Here is a 16,932-nt window from a genome sequence, read left to right on the forward strand (position 1 = left end):
GAGGAGGTGAGGAAAGTCCCACCTATTGGCACAGACTCGATCGAAAGTGATCAAAGGGACTATAACGAAAACCTTCAAGAGGTTTGGCGGATCGAATATTTTTTTAACAGTAAGTAATTGATCAATCAATAACATAACAGGAGGAAATTTTTATGAATTCAATGGTTCAACCGGCAATCGCGAAATCTCGCCATATGTCGCTTCGGTGGTGGGCGCTAATCGCGCTGGCTTTAGCTCAATTTCTGGTCGTGCTTGATGCATCCATCGTTAATATCGCGCTTCCCTCTCTCGGCTCAGAACTCCACCTAAGCACAAATACGCTGAGCTGGGTCATTACGGCTTACGTTTTGCCCTTCGGGGGCCTGCTGCTTCTCGGTGGAAGGTTGTCGGATCGATTCGGACATCGAAGATTATTCATGACCGGAGTCGCCGGATTTGCGCTTTCTTCGGCCGCAGCCGGATTGGCAAATTCGGGAGCCTGGCTGCTCACGGCCAGAGCGATCCAGGGCGCATCGGCCGCTCTGCTCGCCCCGGCCGCGCTTGCTCTTGTCACCAAGCTGTTCGCAGATCCTCAGGATCGGGCGAGGGCACTCGGCATTTGGGGTGCAGTTGCAGGTATCGGCAGCGCGGCGGGTGTCTTGCTCGGAGGCGTGCTGACGGCTTCGCTTGGCTGGTCCGCAGTGTTCTATGTGAATGTTCCTGTAGCGGCATTGGTTCTGGCGGCAGTTCCCTTGCTCATCACCAAAGATTCGCTCGGCGAACGCATAACTCTGGATATGACAGGCTCGGTTGCGGTAACGGGGGGCATCGTAGCGCTTGTGGCCGCGCTTTCCGGAACAGAGCGGGTCGGCTGGACGTCCCCGCAGACGCTGATTCTGGCAGGCTTGGCAATTGTGCTGCTGGGATCGTTCATCTTCCTCGAGAAGCGTGCTGCGAATCCACTTATGCCGCTGGACATCTTCCGTAACAAATCGGTTACGGGCGGCAATCTGGCGATGTTCCTCATCGGAGGGGCGACAACGGGATTATTCTTCGCACTCTCGGTTTACATGCAGCAAGTGCTTCATTATGATGCGTTAAAAGCAGGGCTCACCCAGCTCCCGTTAGCCGGCGCACTGGTCGCAATTGCCGGAGTCGTTCCCACGGTGGTTAAGGCAATTGGTCCAAGCAAGACGCTTGCGACATCGCTGATCCTGCTGGCCTCAGGGCTAATCTGGTTATCTCTATCGCCTAGTGACGCTACGTTTGCTGCCAATTTGTTAGGACCGTCCATTTTGATCGGAATCGGTCTGGGAGGCGCCTTCGTCTCAGGAACAGAGCTTGCGGTTCACGGTGTAGCGGACGAAGAAGCTGGGCTTGCCAGCGGCTTGGTCAATACGAGCCAACAGATCGGCGGAGCCATTGGACTTGCGGTGCTGACAACGGCGGCATCGGCTCGAAGCGATCGCTTGTTGGGCCGCGGCGTATCCGAAGCACAAGCGTTGACCGGAGGATTCTCCTGGGTGTTCCTTGGAGCTGCTGCGTTCGCGATTATCGGAGCGATAGTGGTCCTCGCGGTTGTAAGGCATCCCCGTTTTACGAAGTAAGTGACCAATCAATCACAAGATGTTTGCGACGCGCAGTTAGTTAGGAACCAAGTCAGATAATCTTCAGGATATCAATATAACTCTTACAGAAAATGTTGGATCGTTATGAGCGGCTTGGCGACGATCTTGGAACTTTTGGCACAGAGTATAGTGGCGTATCGCCAACATCTTATAAAGAGGGTATAACCTCTACGATAAAAAGCATGATGGCAAAGCACAACCATGGCTATTAACTATTACTTATTAAGCGTTACATGAAATCCAAGTTCGTAATCAATTACAAATCCAACGAAATGAGGTCAATGAAATGAAAAAGTTGATGGTAAATGGGGTAGCCAGCATAACGGGATCGGAGAACACGGAAGAATTGTTCGTACTGGAGGGCACGGTCGACGTTGACCGAAATGCACAGGTCATCGTTGACCTGTCCATTGAGATTGAAGCTTCGCAGGAGATCGTATGGCAAATACAGACTGGCGTCGAACAGTGGCCGACTTGGCAAAAGGATATCACGCAAGTGCGGTTATCCGGTCCAATCGCGATAGGAAGTACGTTTTGGTGGGAGACTCATGGGCTACAAATCGTCTCCACAATCCTTGAGGTTGAACCCATGAAACGTATTGTATGGGGAGGTCCAGCACATGGTATCGAAGGCGTTCATGTATGGAGCATCACCCCCACACCTAAAGGAGTAATCGTGCACACCGCGGAATCCTGGGACGGTCCGCCAGTAGCAGCTGATCCCGACGGCATGAGCGCTGCACTTACGGCTTCGCTGAATGCCTGGCTCGCCGCCCTCAAATCAACAGCCGAGAGCTTGCAGCTGACATCGGCGGAATAGTAATTAATCAATCATACGAGGTGAAAATAATCTTGAATAAAAGAAAAATCGTTAAACGCCTGATTTACTTCGGCCTTCCTTTAAGTTTGGTGCTTCTGGTCGGAGCGGTTCTTGTCACTTATTTTTGGCAAATGCGACTTCAGAAGCCGGAAGAAATCAACATGGCTTACCATCAGATGGGGGCCGACATGACTCGAATGGTTAACATGACCCATATGGAGGGCATGGAGCATATGGTGGGCATGGGGAAATCTTCCTCCGAAGAAGGCGCTGTGTCTTGTTCCTCAATCACGACCCCGGAGTCATCGGCTCCGATTCGCAAGTTCGATCTGACGGCCGCCCGGACGACATTAAAATTGGACAACGGTAAGACCATCGATGCTTGGACTTTCAACGGCTTATCTCCGGGTCCGGAACTTCGCGTCACGGAGGGCGACCAGATTGTTGTTACTCTACATAACCAAGATATTGAGGACGGCGTTACCATTCATTGGCACGGAATTACGGTTCCGTGCTCGCAGGACGGGATTGCGGGAGTAACGCAGGACGCCGTTCCGCCTGGGGAACAGTTCACGTACACCTTCATTGCGACGACTCCGGGCACGTATTGGTATCACTCTCATCAGATGAGCTCGATACAGGTAAGCAAAGGACTTCTAGGCGCGCTCATCGTCGAGCCGAAAAACGGTTCTGAATCCGATCCTTCAACATCGGAGACAACAGCCTTTTATCAACAGCTAGGTTCTTCCATGCTGGTGAACGGAAGCGAGAGAGGACTGACGATCCCGGGCAAGCCAGGCGAACGGGTCAGACTAAGGCTGATCAATTCGGGCAATGAAACGATGGAATTTGGCGTCGACGTGGCTCCCTTCCGGGTCCTGGCGATGGATGGCCACGATCTGCATGAACCCGGTCTGCTGGAAGGGACGATAGTTCCGATAGGGGCGGGCCAGCGTTATGATCTGCTTATCCAAGTTCCAGGGTCGGGTAAAGTCGTCGTCAGCAGTTCCTCGGCTAAGGGTTTACCGATTATGATAGGCAGCGGAAGCCAGCCGCAGCATAAAGAAGACGGGCAGCTCTTCTCGTTTCTCGATTACGGCAACCCGTTGCCTGAAGACCCCGTCTTACATGTCAAGCCCGATCGGCATTTTGAGCTTAAGCTCGGCCAATCTCTTTTCACCAAGTCAATTAACGGAAAATCCTTTCACGATATTCCTCCGATGACCGTGAAGGAGGGCGACCATGTTGTCATTACTGTCTCCAACGAAGGCGGAGGCGATCATCCTTTTCACCTTCATGGGCATGTGTTCCGAGTCTTGAGTAAGAACGGCGAAGCTTTGCAAGGCAGCCCGGTGTATCTCGATACGGTTCTGACGAAGAAGGGTGAGACCTATGAGCTGTACCTGGAAGCTGACAATCCCGGCCTCTGGATGATACATTGCCACAACCTCAAGCACGCCTCGATGGGTATGAGCATGATGTTGAATTACGAAGGCATTACGACGTCATACCGGGTAGGAACCAAATCAGGCAATGTTCCCGACCTATAACGAAAGTATTACCGTTAATTCGCAAAGGAGCTCAAGTTCATGAACAAAGACGCGAAGACATCCATCAACCGCCGAACCGACATCATCTCTGCGGCGATTGAAGTGTTTGCCGAGACCGGTTACTACAGAGCCACTACGGCCCAAGTCGCTCAGCGGGTTCAAATCTCACAGCCTTACGTGTTCCGCTTCTTCGCTACGAAGGAGCAGCTGTTGTTGTCAGCGCTTGAAGTATCTTGGTTGCGAATCTTTGAGTCATTCCACCAAGTGATCGAGTCCGCGTCTTCGGAGCGGTTGGAAGCTGAATTGATCGAAGCTTACGAGTACACCGAATGGTGCTCGAAGCTTTCCGTCAGGTGGAGAACTCGAATCCCGAAGAGAGTACGATACTGTTCCTTGCCCGCGGGATGCTATGTAACGTTGCCGAAGCTATCCGATTGCCAGAACTGAAGGAAAGTTAAAAGAAACGGTTGTACTTCATTATCAAGATTAAAAACGCAAATTGTGATGATCGATAAATTACAAATTGAAGGTAATGGTGATTGGAGCAACCGGCGGAACGGGAGCCGCGATTACGGAAGAACTGGTTAGACGAGGGATTCATACGATTGCATTCGGGCGATCACGTCAGAAATTAGAGCAGTTCGCGGTTCGGCTAGGGAACCCTGCACATCTGACGCTTGCCGTAGGGGACGCAATGAAGCCCGCTGATATTGCGTCTCAAGCAGGCGACGCGGACGTCTGGTTCCATTGCGCGAATGTTCCTTACCATGAGATGTCAACCAAGTTGATTCCGCTAGGCGAGTCGGTGATGGAGGCGGCTTCGCCTACGATCAGAATTGGAATGTACAAGTGCCGAGGGACAAGAACATATTCCTATTGAAGTCGCTATTTTAGCGGCTTTTATATTTTATCGGTACAAGTTCTTGTCCTTGGCTTGGGACAAGAACTTGTACCGATTACCGATTAGATAAACAACTAAATATGAAGATTGTCTAATGACACAAAAGTGTCTACTTTGTTGGAATTTGACACAAATAAGACTACATTATAGGTGATATATTCAAAAGCGCATGCTTAATGAATCCTGGCCTGTTATGTGGGGCATTCTGGAAACTCAACTCATCAAACGTCATTTCTAGGTTGTGATTTTGAAGACCTTTAAGGTGTCGGGAGTAAAGAACATTGCCCCATTGAAATCGCTCATTTAGGCATTTTTTTCTTTTAACGGACGATTGGACTTAAACTTAAAATGTGCAGGAATAGACAATATCGTGCTGAGACCTGCGTAACTCTTCTCGCTTTTTCTTTTGTTGAAACAAAAAAAACAACACACGTTCTAATACACCTCTAATTCTAGTTTTAACGGGTTCACTATAACTCTTCGTATCTAGGGATTTTATTGGGGGTTTGAGGCGTTTATATACCTATTTAAATTACTCTCATGTCTATATTGACCCAGGGTTTTTGGTCGATTATATTTATCGAGAACGCGTTCGATATTAAGATGAGATATTATTTAGACAGAGGGAGAAGATAGGATGGAATTTGTTTGGTATTTAGTTCTTATTTTGCTTTTCACTAAACTAGCTGGAGACTTATCAGTACGTTTAGGTCAACCAGCTGTACTTGGAAAACTAATTGTCGGGATACTTCTAGGTCCTGCCGTACTTGGTTGGATAGATAGTAATGAATTTATCCATTACGTATCAGAGATAGGAGTATTGCTGCTTATGTTTATTGCTGGTTTGGAAACAGATGTAGAACAACTGAAGAAAAATTGGAAATCAGCAGTCGCTGTTGCTGTTGGTGGAATTATATTACCTTTCATCGGAGGGTATGGAGTTGCAGAGTTATTTGGTTTTTCAGTTAATTACGCCCTTTTCATGGGAGTATTGTTTAGCGCAACTTCCGTAAGCATTTCTGTTCAAGTATTAAAAGATCTGGATCGTCTTGGTTCGAAAGAAGGAACGACTATACTTGGGGCAGCTGTAGTAGATGATATTTTGGTCGTCATTCTACTCGCTTTCATGATGAGTTTCCTGAGCACGGGTCAGGAAATATCCATGGGCCTTCTTATAGGTAAGAAGGTGTTATTTTTCGTCGGTGTTATTATTGCAGGATGGCTTATTGTTCCTCAGGTCATGAATTGGCTTTCCAATTTAAAGGTTACAGAGCCTGTGATTTCAATTGCACTTGTCGTGTGTTTTGGATTTTCTTATTTCGCAGATTTGATGGGGATGGCCGGTATAATTGGTGCATTTGCTGCGGGAATAGCGATCTCACAAACGGCCTTAAAACACACCGTTGAACAAAAAATCGAGCCCATCGCGTATTCGATTTTTGTCCCCGTCTTTTTTGTAAGCATTGGGCTCAATGTATCCTTTCAAGGGGTTAGTCAACAAGTAGGCTTCATAGTAGTATTGACCATAGCCGCAGTTCTGACCAAATTGCTGGGAGGTGCTCTTGGAGCGAGAATTACAGGTTTTAATAACTTATCATCGTTTGCTGTCGGAGCTGGCATGGTATCAAGAGGGGAAGTTGCATTAATCATTGCTTCCACAGGCCTACAAGCAGGACTTCTACTACCAGAATATTTCACATCTGTTGTCATTGTCGTTATTCTGACGACATTAATTGCTCCACCGTTGTTGAAGATCCTATTTCAACCACAAGGTAAATTGAATAGTTCCAAAAAAATCGGGCTATAGTGGGCTTTAAGGGGTTGATTTAAATATCGAAGCTCTATCTGTTTTCATATAAGCCAAAGAACGAAGGTTGGACTGAAGATTGCGTTAATTTTCATCTGGATAGTTTGTATGACATCAAACATCTTCATGATCGTGTATACCTTATCAAGACGGATGATGATATTGATTTATTAGATAAGTATCTCCTTGAATGTTTTAGGAACAACGATAGTTACTTTCTGTTGCAAATTAGTGAGATGCCTATTAGGCACCGTCATCAAGCTCTCGTTTCTGAGGATCTTTCCACGTGGTTGCAGCTTTAAACGAGGTGAGAAAAGCGAACTATCAGATGATAGTTCGCTTTTTATTGATACAATGAGGAATCAGAGAATGTTCCGATAAGCACAAATCTGAAATAACAGTAAAAAAACACTGAAGGAACGCTCTAGGTTTTTTTAGATATTAATTAACTTCTCCATAATCTTAACATCCACATATTTGCCATCCAAGATCCCTTGGTTTTCGAAAACCCCCACGTCACGGTAACCAAGTTTATGATATAAGCCTTGACCATTATGATTAAACGGAAAGGTGAACAACACGATTTTGTAAAAGTCTTTCTCCTTAGCGATCTCCTCTAGACGCTCCAGAAGAATGCTTCCAACTCCCTTACCCCTAAAGGCTCTGTCAATGTAAACGGATAGGTCGGCAACGCCGTCATAAGCACATCGCAGTGAGTAAGGGTTGAGGGAAGCCCAGCCGATTACTACACCATCCTGCTCAGCAACAATGACTGCATAACGCTCCTGGTGTTGTTCGAACCAATTATTCATATAGGCAATATCTTTTTGATCAACTTCTAGTGTCGCAATGCGATCCTCGATTCCTTGATTATAAATATGCAATATACGTTCCACGTCGCCAGTATCTGCTTCTCTAATCAAAGGGGTTTTCATTGTTAGTTCCTCCTATGTAGAAAATATAAGCTTAGCAGCAGGTGACACAGCAGGTATTTATGCGTGGTTGTCTTGAAAACGAGAAGGCTATACGTGTTTGTTTTCTATTGAGTTCTTTATTGGTTATCTCTCGGCTTTTTTGAATGTGAAGGTCATTTTTCATTAAATACTGCAACGTAAGAATGTAGCAACATCGTAATTCATCTCCTATGTATCAAATTTATTATTCAGATAATGAGCCGCAGCATTTATTAGATTTCGCCATCGCATCGTTAAAAATTTTAACGGAGTGTAGCACGGTTTCTTTTTCAAACTCGGTCATGTACGAAAACACTTCGTTAAGATAGTCATTCATTTGTTGATCAATGGTAGTCGCTATAAACTTTCCTTCCGTCGTAAGAGCCAGTGTATAAACTCTTCGGTCCTGTGGATCCTGAGTTTTTTTCACTAAATTCATTTTGATTAAGGATTGGACCTGTCTGCTAAACGTTGTAATATCTGTTCCCAAAGTTTCAGCGATTTGTTGCATCGAAGGGTTGTGCTGCCGGTCAATCTCATACAAGATGTGGCTTTGTACTAACGAGACATCGTTTCCTCCGACGCTGCAGCAGGTTTTATTTAGAAGACCAAATCTTCGGGTCATGATCTGAAACAACTCACGAGCATTTTCCATTTCGAATCACCTCTTGTCATAGTTATACAACATATATTTGCAACATGCAAATATAACACGGGATCCATATAAGATTTTGAATTTCATTTCATATGAGTTGAGTGAATGATTATTAATCAAAATATTTTGATTTAGTCCTTGAACATACAATTTTTTCATGTTATGCTTCATTCATCAAATTTTATTGATGGATGGTGGGACGTCCAATGATGAATTACTACACAATGGAAAAATTGATTGAATATCAACAAAATGAAATTGAGCTGAAGGCACGACAAATGTGGAAGTCGTTGAATTCACAACACTTGAAACAGACGACGAGCATCTCGGCACCTATCACTGTTCAACCAACCACTGCTTGTTGCCATTGCTGCTAAATGGAGGTAAAGTGTTTATGATCAAAGAACTGAACGTTATCCAGCCATCCAGCATGAATGTTGATTTTGTCCAATACGAAACTAAATTCAAAGCGTTGGCAGATCAGAAAAGACTGAAGATCATGCATGAGCTCAGTCAAAAAGGTAGTGTTTGTGTCTGTGACCTGATGGAAATCATGGAAATGCCTCAGTCAAAGCTATCGTATCACCTAAGAATCCTACTCGATGCCCAGATGATCACTCTCGAGACGAGAGGGACTTGGAGCTATTATGAGTTAAATCATGCTGTAGTTAATCGGCTGCTTTCTCCTGAGTTATGTTGTATCTTTCGTTCGATAGACGACAAGCAGAATGGATGCTGCTCATAAAGTCCAAAGGTCTTCATTCACTATAGTACTACTTTTGTAGCTTATACTTGAAATATGCAAATAAGAAGATTAGAATTCATTTATAGCACGAACTGAATTTTAAGTGTGCCTTTTCCAGACTGGTGCAAGTAAATTGGTTCATTTTTAGTTAATAAATCAAAAAAAATTGATGTATATCAAATAGGAGGGCTTACGAATAAAAAACATTGAATTTGACGATCCTGCCAAGGCTCAGAGTACTGACGAAGAAAAATGGGCTGTTTTTCAACGTGTTCGCGATCAAATCGACGAGCGTATTCAAAAATTCGCTGAAACCGGCGAGTAATCAAGTAGGTTGTAGGAGCCGGGAACTTTTCTCGGCTTCCTTTATTACTAGAGGGGAAACGACATGACATCCATTGAAATTTATGAGCTGGCCATGTGCTGTTCTACAGGAGTATGTCGGCCCCACAAAAATAGCAGGCAACGAAGAACATGGAGAAGAATTACCATGCCCTACATGAAGATAAGATCTATATGGGCGGAGCCGCTGATGTCGAAGAAATGGTTACACAGGAAGGTGTCCAGGTTGTGGTGGATCTTCGAGAAGAAGCCACGGAGTGCGCATCAACTGATGCCAACGTGAAATGGATTAAGACCCCTCTGGGCGACAATGCAACAGAGAGCGAGGAAGTTTTATTTAAAAAGGCGATCGATGAAGTAGTAAGTGCCTATCACAATGGCCAAAAAGTTGCTTTTCATTGTGGGGGAGGTAAGGGAAGAACAGGAACCGTTGCCATTGGAACTTTGCTAGCCATAGGAGAGGCCCAAACCATTGCCGAAGCTGAGGAAAAAGCTACGATTATTCGTCACATTATTCAAATAAAGCCGACGCAAAGGGAATCCCTCGCAAAAATATTTGAAGCATAGTCTTATGATAGCCACCTGTTTTACAGGCGGCTATTTAAATGGACTCATTTTAAAATTAAAACTTGCAAAATACAAATATCTGAGTTATAACTGAGCTAAGGTTAGATCCATACAATGTGAGTGGGTTTTAATTTCTATGCTTCTTGAAGTGAAATAAGGGACGTATTCTAAGAGTTATTACTTGCATTTTGCAAATAATGTAATTTCTTTATTATTCCAAGGGTACGTGAAATCGACACTAAGCTACTGGATAGAAATGCGGGATTTTAGTGCTTTATCTTTATTAAGTTCGATTAGTGCTGCAACGTTAACAGGAATACTACTCACCCTCAAATTAGCTGCAGATCCTTTCCTTGGTTATTGGGTTGGAAGGTTTCGTGATATCAGGCAGTCGAGAACAGAATGGTTAACAGGAAATATCATAGTGGTTGGTATTCTATTTGTTATCATCGCATTCCATCTTCATACTATTGTGTGGCTCTCAACGCTTATCTTATTACTTCTCGTATCTTCAATCGTAACTACATTATAGGATGCTGATGCTGCTCAATATGCAGCTGATTCATCCAATAAACATTACGTCGTATCTTCATATTCCATGACGGTTGATATAGGTGCCGCGTTAGGTCCGTTTCTGGGTGTCACACTGCTCTCTGTAATAGGAGACGCCGCATTGAATGTTGGAGCTGCTCTATTGTTAGTTTTGTGTGGATTCGTATTGCTTCGAGTGAAGAAAAGGGATCGGAAAAGTGAAATCCTAAGTGATGTTGATAACCATACATAATGTGGGAGGAGAGAATGACAATGAATCATGTTTTAGATGTCCTAGTCATTGGTGGCGGGCAATCGGGATTAGCATCAGGGTACCACCTGAAACAAAGAGGTTTATCCTTTTTAATTTTGGAAGCGAGTGGGGAAGCTGCAGGTTCGTGGCCGAATTACTACGATAGTTTAAAGCTGTTTTCGCCGGCTAAATATTCATCCCTACCCGGACTATCCATACTGCCTCCAGGTGATCGATACCCCAATCGAGATGAGGTTGTTCAGTATCTTAAAAACTATGCGTCTCACTTTCAGTTACCGATTACCTTTCATCAACGTGTTGAGCAAGTTTCTAAAGAATCAGGTGTTTTTCAAGTTCGTACAAATTCGGGAGAGACATATACAGCACGCAACGTGATTTGCGCTACCGGTTCTTTTAACAAGCCATATATCCCATCGATACAGGGCCAGGAAGATTTCAAAGGTACTATCGTACATTCCGCCTTTTATAAGAAACCGGATCCCTTTCGGGATCAATCGATTATCGTTGTTGGTAGGGGAAATTCAGCCGTGCAAATCGCAATGGAGTTAGCGGAAATATCCAATACCACGTTAGCTGTTCGTGAGCCGGTCTCGCTTGTTCCGCAGCGTTTTTTAGGAAAGGATATTCATTTTTGGTTTATTATCACCGGTATCGATTCTCATTGGCGGATAGGGAAGTCATTAGCCAAAGCATCTTCCGTCATGGACCTGGATGGGTATAAACAAAGGTTGAAGGATGGCAATCCAAAGCAAAAGATCATGTTTACATCGTTTTATGAAGATGGGGTGATCTGGCCAGATGGTTCAAAAGAGAAGGTGGATAGTGTTATTTTTGCAACTGGGTTTCGTTCCAATCTTTCCTTTATCAAAGATCTTGAAGGGCTTGATTCTAAGGGAGATCCATTACAAGACCGAGGCGTAAGTACAGTTGTACCCGGTCTATATTATGTGGGCCTATCCGGACAACGAACCTTTGCTTCAGCAACCCTCCGCGGGGTTGGTCCGGATGCAAAGTATGTTGTGAAACATATTCATAAAAATGCTAAGTGAACTTTAATAGCAGGTTAGCAAGTATCATAAGAAAAGAGATTCAAATGAAATTTCATGTGATTAATTCTTATCCAAATATCCAGCATTCAAACAAACGTTGGGAAGAAGAACTGGATGAGAAGGAGCATTTAAAATTCTAACGGTCAAACCATATATCAATTTGCGGAAAAAGAAAATCATAATTGGATGAATCCAAGGCTTTTATTAGAATATTAGGTTCAAGGATCAAAATCGAGAATTACATCGTAATAGTTATCTGATTAACGACATGATATAAGTTAAAAGGCTCCAACAAAATTATCTGGAGCCTTTTTTATGATTCATATAACCCTCTAACATTTTTTTAACGAAGGAGGCAGATAGAGGGGACAAGAATATGGAAGCTTAGAAAGTCGCATGCGGGAAGCGTCTTTTCTGTTGTATTAACTGACTGCCCTAAGAAATTTGGTTGTAATCTGAAATCGCTGATTACTAGAACAGATATAGGCAAACACAGGGTTCTTAGTATTTTATTTCTAGGAAGAATATTGTAAAATTAGGTTGTTAACGTGACCCCATGCAAGATACATGTACAAATAAAGTTCTTCAACATTTGAATAATCGCTCTGCTAGAAAAAATAAACTGGGAAACGCGTTGGAAGAATGTTTGATATTGATTTGAGAGTAGACGGCCTAGACCAAGAGCAGAGAGATACTGCAACAAAATCTATATATAACCTTGCCCTTCATCTAACTTCAGAACTAAATTCTGAAGGATCTTGATTCAATTGTTTACACAAGTGCATTTAAAGAGGATATAATTTCATTCCAACGGTCAAAGTACGTTCAGGAGGGGCTTATGTCGTTAGACAAGAACATAGCCCCATTGAAAGTCGCTATTTTAGCGACATTTTTATTTTATCGGTACAAGTTCTTGTCCTGAGCCATGGACAAGAACTTGTACCGATTGCCATAAAGGACAAGAACATAGTCCGATTACCGATTAGATAAGGATCTAACTATGTTTCCATGCAATCTCATTAAGCTTACGGGCAGATTAGTTCAATCAAGCCACTGTAATTTTGGAACACTTAACCTTAAGTTTCGTATAAAGGAAAAGAAGTCCGAGGGGAGTGGTAAATGATGAAAGTGGTCATTATCGTTATTGTATTTGGACTGATATTTGCAGCATGTAGTAGTTCAGATGGAACAAGTAAAATCATAACTGATTCCATAACCAAACCAACGATTAATACAGTAACCAAAAATGAGTTAGATTCCGGGCAGGTCATCTACAATCATAACTATGACAACATGGATCGTGGGAATTATGATTTAGAAGGTCAGGTTGTGGTTGATTTGAAGTATTACAATGATCATGCGATTAGTCGCGGTGATATCGTATACTTTACAAATCCTGAAACTAAAAAGAATCTTAGTGAGTACAGTATTTCTAGAGTAATCGGGTTACCTGGCGAAAAAGTAAAGATTGAAAAAGGACAGATCTATATTAACGGGAAATTGCTTGATGCCTTTTACGGAAGAGCACATCGACTGGGTGCTGATCTCGATAGTTTGAAAAAAGCTTTAGAGCGTGTTGATTTAGAAGATTACATACGAAAAAACATTAAAAACAATGTGGATTATTTTCAACAACTGAGCATGGAGGAAATCGAGATCCCCGAAGACAGCGCTTATCTTGTAGGTGATGATTGGTTACGCAGTAATGATAGCAAATTGTTCGGCTCATTACCCACAGATAAAATTGAGGGGAAAGTGGTTGGGGTGATCGGTAGCCCGTAAAGCTAACGGGAAACGTTAGTTCAATACAAACACAGCGATTGTAATTTGCTATTAAATGAGCTGAAAGTGAAATTTTGAAAAGCAAACCTGCGGAAGATCGCTCTATATAAAGATAAAGATTATTTTATTAAAATATTTTCTAGGGTATGTCGATTTTTTTATATACCGTTCGTCAATTAAATAGAGGCAAGAAAGAATGCTTCAAACTCACACGTTAAAGGAGAAATGAAAAAATGAAATTTCTGTGCTTGGGTTACTTGGAGTCAGATAAAATGGATGCCCGCCCAAAGGATGAGATTGATGCTATAATGAACGAATGTCCACCCCACCTAGAAAATTTCTACAAGAGCGGCCAGGTGATTATCGATGCTGGTCTCGCATCCGAAACGAAATGCTTGCGGCGGGCGAATGGGAAAGTGAAGGTTATGGACGGTCCTTTTATCGAAACGAAGGAGATGATCGGTAGTGCTTTTCTCATAGAAGCACGGGACATGGAGGAAGCTATCCGGATTGCTTCCTTACATCCAACTGTACAAGTGGCATCAGGCGAGCAGTTTGGATGGGGGATTGAGATCCGGCCGATCAATTACTTTGAATCGAGAGACTAGAATCAACTGTTTTACGGAAAAGATCGTTCAATATATGGAAGTAAGGGCCATTCCGCAAGGAGTGGCCTTAAAAGTTGCCGTTACAGTCAGTGTGGAGATCCCTTCCATAAGCCATTGACATGGGATTAAATGGTATTTGAGTAAATGAATAATGAAGAAACTGAGCATACGATTCTTATGACACAAGTGGAGATCTTAATGAGATGGCATCGTTAATGAGTGCTAGGTCGCCATTAAAAAATGAAAGGGGAAGGAGCTGGGCATATACACACCTTTTATATCCGTTTAACATAGACTTACTTATTGAATTGATTGAATAAAAACTTAGGGAGTAACTACTCGCACTAATAAACAGAAAATTAACTGTCGGACTTGTTTATCGAATGACGTCGATCCTCTTCGGCACTATGAGTATAGATTACAGTCGTATTCATATCGGAAGGCCGAGCTGCTCCATTAACTTGACAAGATCGGCAGCCTTGAAGTTATTCAACGTAATAGATCGAGGCCAGAAGTCTGAGAATTTCTTTCAAAAGTAATTATAATTTTGAACAGTTTCGTCCGTTGTTTGATTGGATTACGATCTTTAATGAAATGAGGAAAACCCTGCCAGCGATGAAGCCAGCAGGGTTTTGGTATTGAGGGAGTGAATTGGGGAAACATCACTCCATATGAGTATAGCCGCTCACCACTGATTTATACCTTCGTGTATATGCGGCTTTTTTGCTTGCCGAAATTGACAAGAAATCGGTTCCTTGAGGGTCATTTTTTGTACGAAGTCCCATTCTCTCTTCCTCGAACACTACCATTACCGGTATGGTATCGATATCTGTTATCCTCATCATGTCCGATCCCATTGTATTGTTTTAACCAATGAATTTAATCAGTTGGGTTCATCCATTGCTATTCCCTTTAACAGCAGCTTGATCGCATTGACATGCAGGGCTGCGTATTCGTCCCCGCTTAATTTTGGCATCGTTAGGCAGAGCTGCGTCGCTCCAGACAATGTGGACATCACAGTAAAACTCAACGTTTCGATATCTTCTTGAATGAAGACGCCCTGGTCAATCCCTGTTTGCAGCAATTGTCTTATTGCACGATAGGCTGCTTCTGTAATTTCTCTCAATGTAACCAATGCCTCGGATTCGCTGGATAGTGTTTTGGCATACTCTTCGAGTGCAGGGAGTAAGGGACTTTCACAATCTCTTCCGAATAAATCAGCCATTGCGATCAACTGTTCGCTTGGAGACGTGGATTGCTCGGCCGAACGAAGCCACTTTTGTGACATTTGTTCGGCATGCTGGGCCAGCAATTGGAGAAAGAGCACCTCTTTATTTCTAAAATGATGATACAGGTTGCCTTTACTCATCTGCGTCGAAGCACATATGTCGTCCATTGTGGTCCGATCATAACCTTTTTCAATAAATAATAACTTAGCATGGTGTAAAATAATCGTTTTTGCTTCTTCTGCCGGCAATCGTCTTCTGGTCATAAAGCTCCCCCCGGAACCTTACGAACGGTTCCTTTTATATTTAAAAAACTGAAAAACGCCATATGAGACAACGATAGCAAAAATCCCAAAGAATGCAAACGGCATATTCAGCGTGTGGCGATAAACAATACTTTGCAGCCCCATGTTTTCTACCGTAGATGCCCCATATGACCAAATGGTTGTATTAAAAATATTTGTGGCAAAGTGGATTCCGATGGGAGCACCCAGACCATTGGTGTGATAAGTAACGATTCCCAGAAAGAATGCCCCCAACAGGTAATAAAGCGGTCCCCAAATTCCGTAACTTAGCATCTCAGGGTTAAAGCCATGGACCAGGGCAAAGGTCAGGGATGTGATGAGGATGGACCAGAAAGCTCCGCCTCTTAATGATCTGAACATACGGTACATATAGCCTCTGAACAAAATTTCTTCAGCAGCGCTTTGAACCAAAATCAAAGGAGTGACAATAATGAATACGCCTAACCACGGCAGCGGATCGAAATGAAGCGTAAAGGCTTGAGGATGAACGTTTATATCGATAATCAAGTAGAGGATAAGGGCTAAAAAATACAATGAAAAATAAATCGCAAACTTTCGGAAGTCGAACCTTTTGCCTTCAAACAGAAATGTGCGAAAACGAATCTTGAAGAAATATCTAGTGATAAGAAAGACTCCGAGAATCAGGAAACAAAATGACAAAAAAAGCGTGATAAAGCTAGGTAAGCCTGCGCGGGTAGCGGGAATCATAATATTCGTTAGTTCTAACCACATTAACGTGCCGCCTTGCCAAATCACAAAAATGAGGATGAATCCTGCTAAAGATTTAAAGCTGAGTGGGATCGGCGGTTGAAGGCCATATTTCTTTACCATGACATGCACCTATCTCTCTTTTATAATACCGACTATTTAGTCGGTAGTTACAATATAAATGTTTAATAAATATCTGTCAAGATTGAACAAGATCGGGTGGTTGCAATCGGTAATGGATTTATAAGCGTACACTGTGTTTTTATCCGTGAGCCCAATGTTGAAGTTAACTGAAAAAAAACAGCCTGACCTCGAATGAGGATGGACTGCTTTTTCAGTAATGGCATCTCCCTAAAGAGAATATGAGTTACTTCAGTGTCACAATAGGTACATGCTGGCCTCCTCAGATGCAACTGGCGGGGGAGCCTGCGGGGTACTAGGTGTTTTCCCTAGTCCGATATAAGCGGTAATGACCGTAACAGTCAATAGCAGAACAGTTAAT

At 43.2% G+C, this 16,932-nt stretch carries 14 protein-coding genes and 3 pseudogenes; 13 read left to right on the forward strand and 4 right to left on the reverse strand.

The window, feature by feature from the left end; translation table 11 throughout:
- Positions 1-152 precede the first annotated feature (152 nt).
- From ACETK5_RS12380 to ACETK5_RS12405, 6 genes and pseudogenes are all read left to right on the forward strand, one after another.
- On the forward strand, positions 153-1,586 hold the full coding sequence (locus ACETK5_RS12380) for a DHA2 family efflux MFS transporter permease subunit (protein ID WP_394055916.1): 1,434 nt from the start codon (positions 153-155) through the stop codon (positions 1,584-1,586).
- 307 nt (positions 1,587-1,893) lie between these two features.
- Entirely contained in the window at positions 1,894-2,427 is a 534-nt protein-coding gene (locus ACETK5_RS12385) for an SRPBCC family protein (protein ID WP_394055918.1), read from the forward strand.
- 32 nt (positions 2,428-2,459) lie between these two features.
- Complete coding sequence (locus tag ACETK5_RS12390) at positions 2,460-3,977, forward strand: multicopper oxidase family protein (protein ID WP_394055920.1); 1,518 nt, start codon at positions 2,460-2,462, stop codon at positions 3,975-3,977.
- A gap of 39 nt (positions 3,978-4,016) precedes the next feature.
- Positions 4,017-4,435 (forward strand): annotated as a pseudogene (locus tag ACETK5_RS12395) (TetR/AcrR family transcriptional regulator).
- A 74-nt stretch (positions 4,436-4,509) separates the two neighbouring features.
- Positions 4,510-4,800: pseudogene (locus tag ACETK5_RS12400) on the forward strand (NAD(P)H-binding protein); the annotation flags it as partial.
- 715 nt (positions 4,801-5,515) lie between these two features.
- A complete protein-coding gene (locus ACETK5_RS12405; RefSeq protein ID WP_394055922.1) occupies positions 5,516-6,685 on the forward strand; it encodes a cation:proton antiporter in 1,170 nt (389 codons plus the stop codon).
- Between the two features lie 434 nt (positions 6,686-7,119).
- Here the strand turns inward: ACETK5_RS12405 and ACETK5_RS12410 are convergent, their stop codons facing one another.
- Together ACETK5_RS12410 and ACETK5_RS12415 are read right to left on the reverse strand one after the other, a co-directional pair.
- Positions 7,120-7,620: an arsinothricin resistance N-acetyltransferase ArsN1 family A gene (locus ACETK5_RS12410; RefSeq protein ID WP_100537132.1), complete on the reverse strand. Its 501-nt coding sequence runs from the start codon at positions 7,618-7,620 to the stop codon at positions 7,120-7,122.
- A 223-nt stretch (positions 7,621-7,843) separates the two neighbouring features.
- Complete coding sequence (locus tag ACETK5_RS12415; RefSeq protein WP_394055924.1) at positions 7,844-8,293, reverse strand: MarR family winged helix-turn-helix transcriptional regulator; 450 nt, start codon at positions 8,291-8,293, stop codon at positions 7,844-7,846.
- Between the two features lie 430 nt (positions 8,294-8,723).
- Between ACETK5_RS12415 and ACETK5_RS12420 the strand changes: the two genes are divergently transcribed.
- From ACETK5_RS12420 to ACETK5_RS12450, 7 genes and pseudogenes are all read left to right on the forward strand, one after another.
- On the forward strand, positions 8,724-9,038 hold the full coding sequence (locus ACETK5_RS12420; RefSeq protein WP_100539374.1) for an ArsR/SmtB family transcription factor: 315 nt from the start codon (positions 8,724-8,726) through the stop codon (positions 9,036-9,038).
- 211 nt (positions 9,039-9,249) lie between these two features.
- A pseudogene (locus tag ACETK5_RS12425) lies at positions 9,250-9,363 on the forward strand (arsenate reductase); the annotation flags it as partial.
- A 63-nt stretch (positions 9,364-9,426) separates the two neighbouring features.
- Positions 9,427-9,663, forward strand: a complete 237-nt coding sequence (locus tag ACETK5_RS12430; protein WP_394055926.1) for an arsenic metallochaperone ArsD family protein — start codon at positions 9,427-9,429, stop codon at positions 9,661-9,663.
- Positions 9,555-9,947 (forward strand): protein-tyrosine phosphatase family protein, encoded by a 393-nt coding sequence (locus ACETK5_RS12435; protein WP_394055928.1) that lies wholly within the window; start codon positions 9,555-9,557, stop codon positions 9,945-9,947. The genes ACETK5_RS12430 and ACETK5_RS12435 overlap by 109 nt, the downstream gene beginning before the upstream one ends.
- Positions 9,948-10,745: 798 nt before the next feature.
- The gene (locus ACETK5_RS12440) at positions 10,746-11,801 is read left to right on the forward strand and encodes a flavin-containing monooxygenase (RefSeq protein WP_394055930.1); all 1,056 of its coding nucleotides are present in this window, start codon (positions 10,746-10,748) and stop codon (positions 11,799-11,801) included.
- Between the two features lie 1,119 nt (positions 11,802-12,920).
- A complete protein-coding gene (lepB, locus tag ACETK5_RS12445; RefSeq protein ID WP_326113715.1) occupies positions 12,921-13,583 on the forward strand; it encodes a signal peptidase I in 663 nt (220 codons plus the stop codon).
- A gap of 233 nt (positions 13,584-13,816) precedes the next feature.
- Positions 13,817-14,191: a YciI family protein gene (locus ACETK5_RS12450; RefSeq protein WP_100537127.1), complete on the forward strand. Its 375-nt coding sequence runs from the start codon at positions 13,817-13,819 to the stop codon at positions 14,189-14,191.
- 883 nt (positions 14,192-15,074) lie between these two features.
- Here the strand turns inward: ACETK5_RS12450 and ACETK5_RS12455 are convergent.
- Both ACETK5_RS12455 and ACETK5_RS12460 read right to left on the reverse strand, forming a co-directional pair.
- Positions 15,075-15,683 (reverse strand): TetR/AcrR family transcriptional regulator, encoded by a 609-nt coding sequence (locus tag ACETK5_RS12455; protein WP_326113719.1) that lies wholly within the window; start codon positions 15,681-15,683, stop codon positions 15,075-15,077.
- Between the two features lie 18 nt (positions 15,684-15,701).
- On the reverse strand, positions 15,702-16,553 hold the full coding sequence (locus ACETK5_RS12460; protein WP_326113720.1) for a CPBP family intramembrane glutamic endopeptidase: 852 nt from the start codon (positions 16,551-16,553) through the stop codon (positions 15,702-15,704).
- Between the last annotated feature and the right edge of the window lie 379 nt (positions 16,554-16,932).

Source organism: Paenibacillus ilasis (assembly GCF_043195395.1).
In the GTDB taxonomy this organism is placed as follows: domain Bacteria; phylum Bacillota; class Bacilli; order Paenibacillales; family Paenibacillaceae; genus Paenibacillus_AQ; species Paenibacillus_AQ lautus.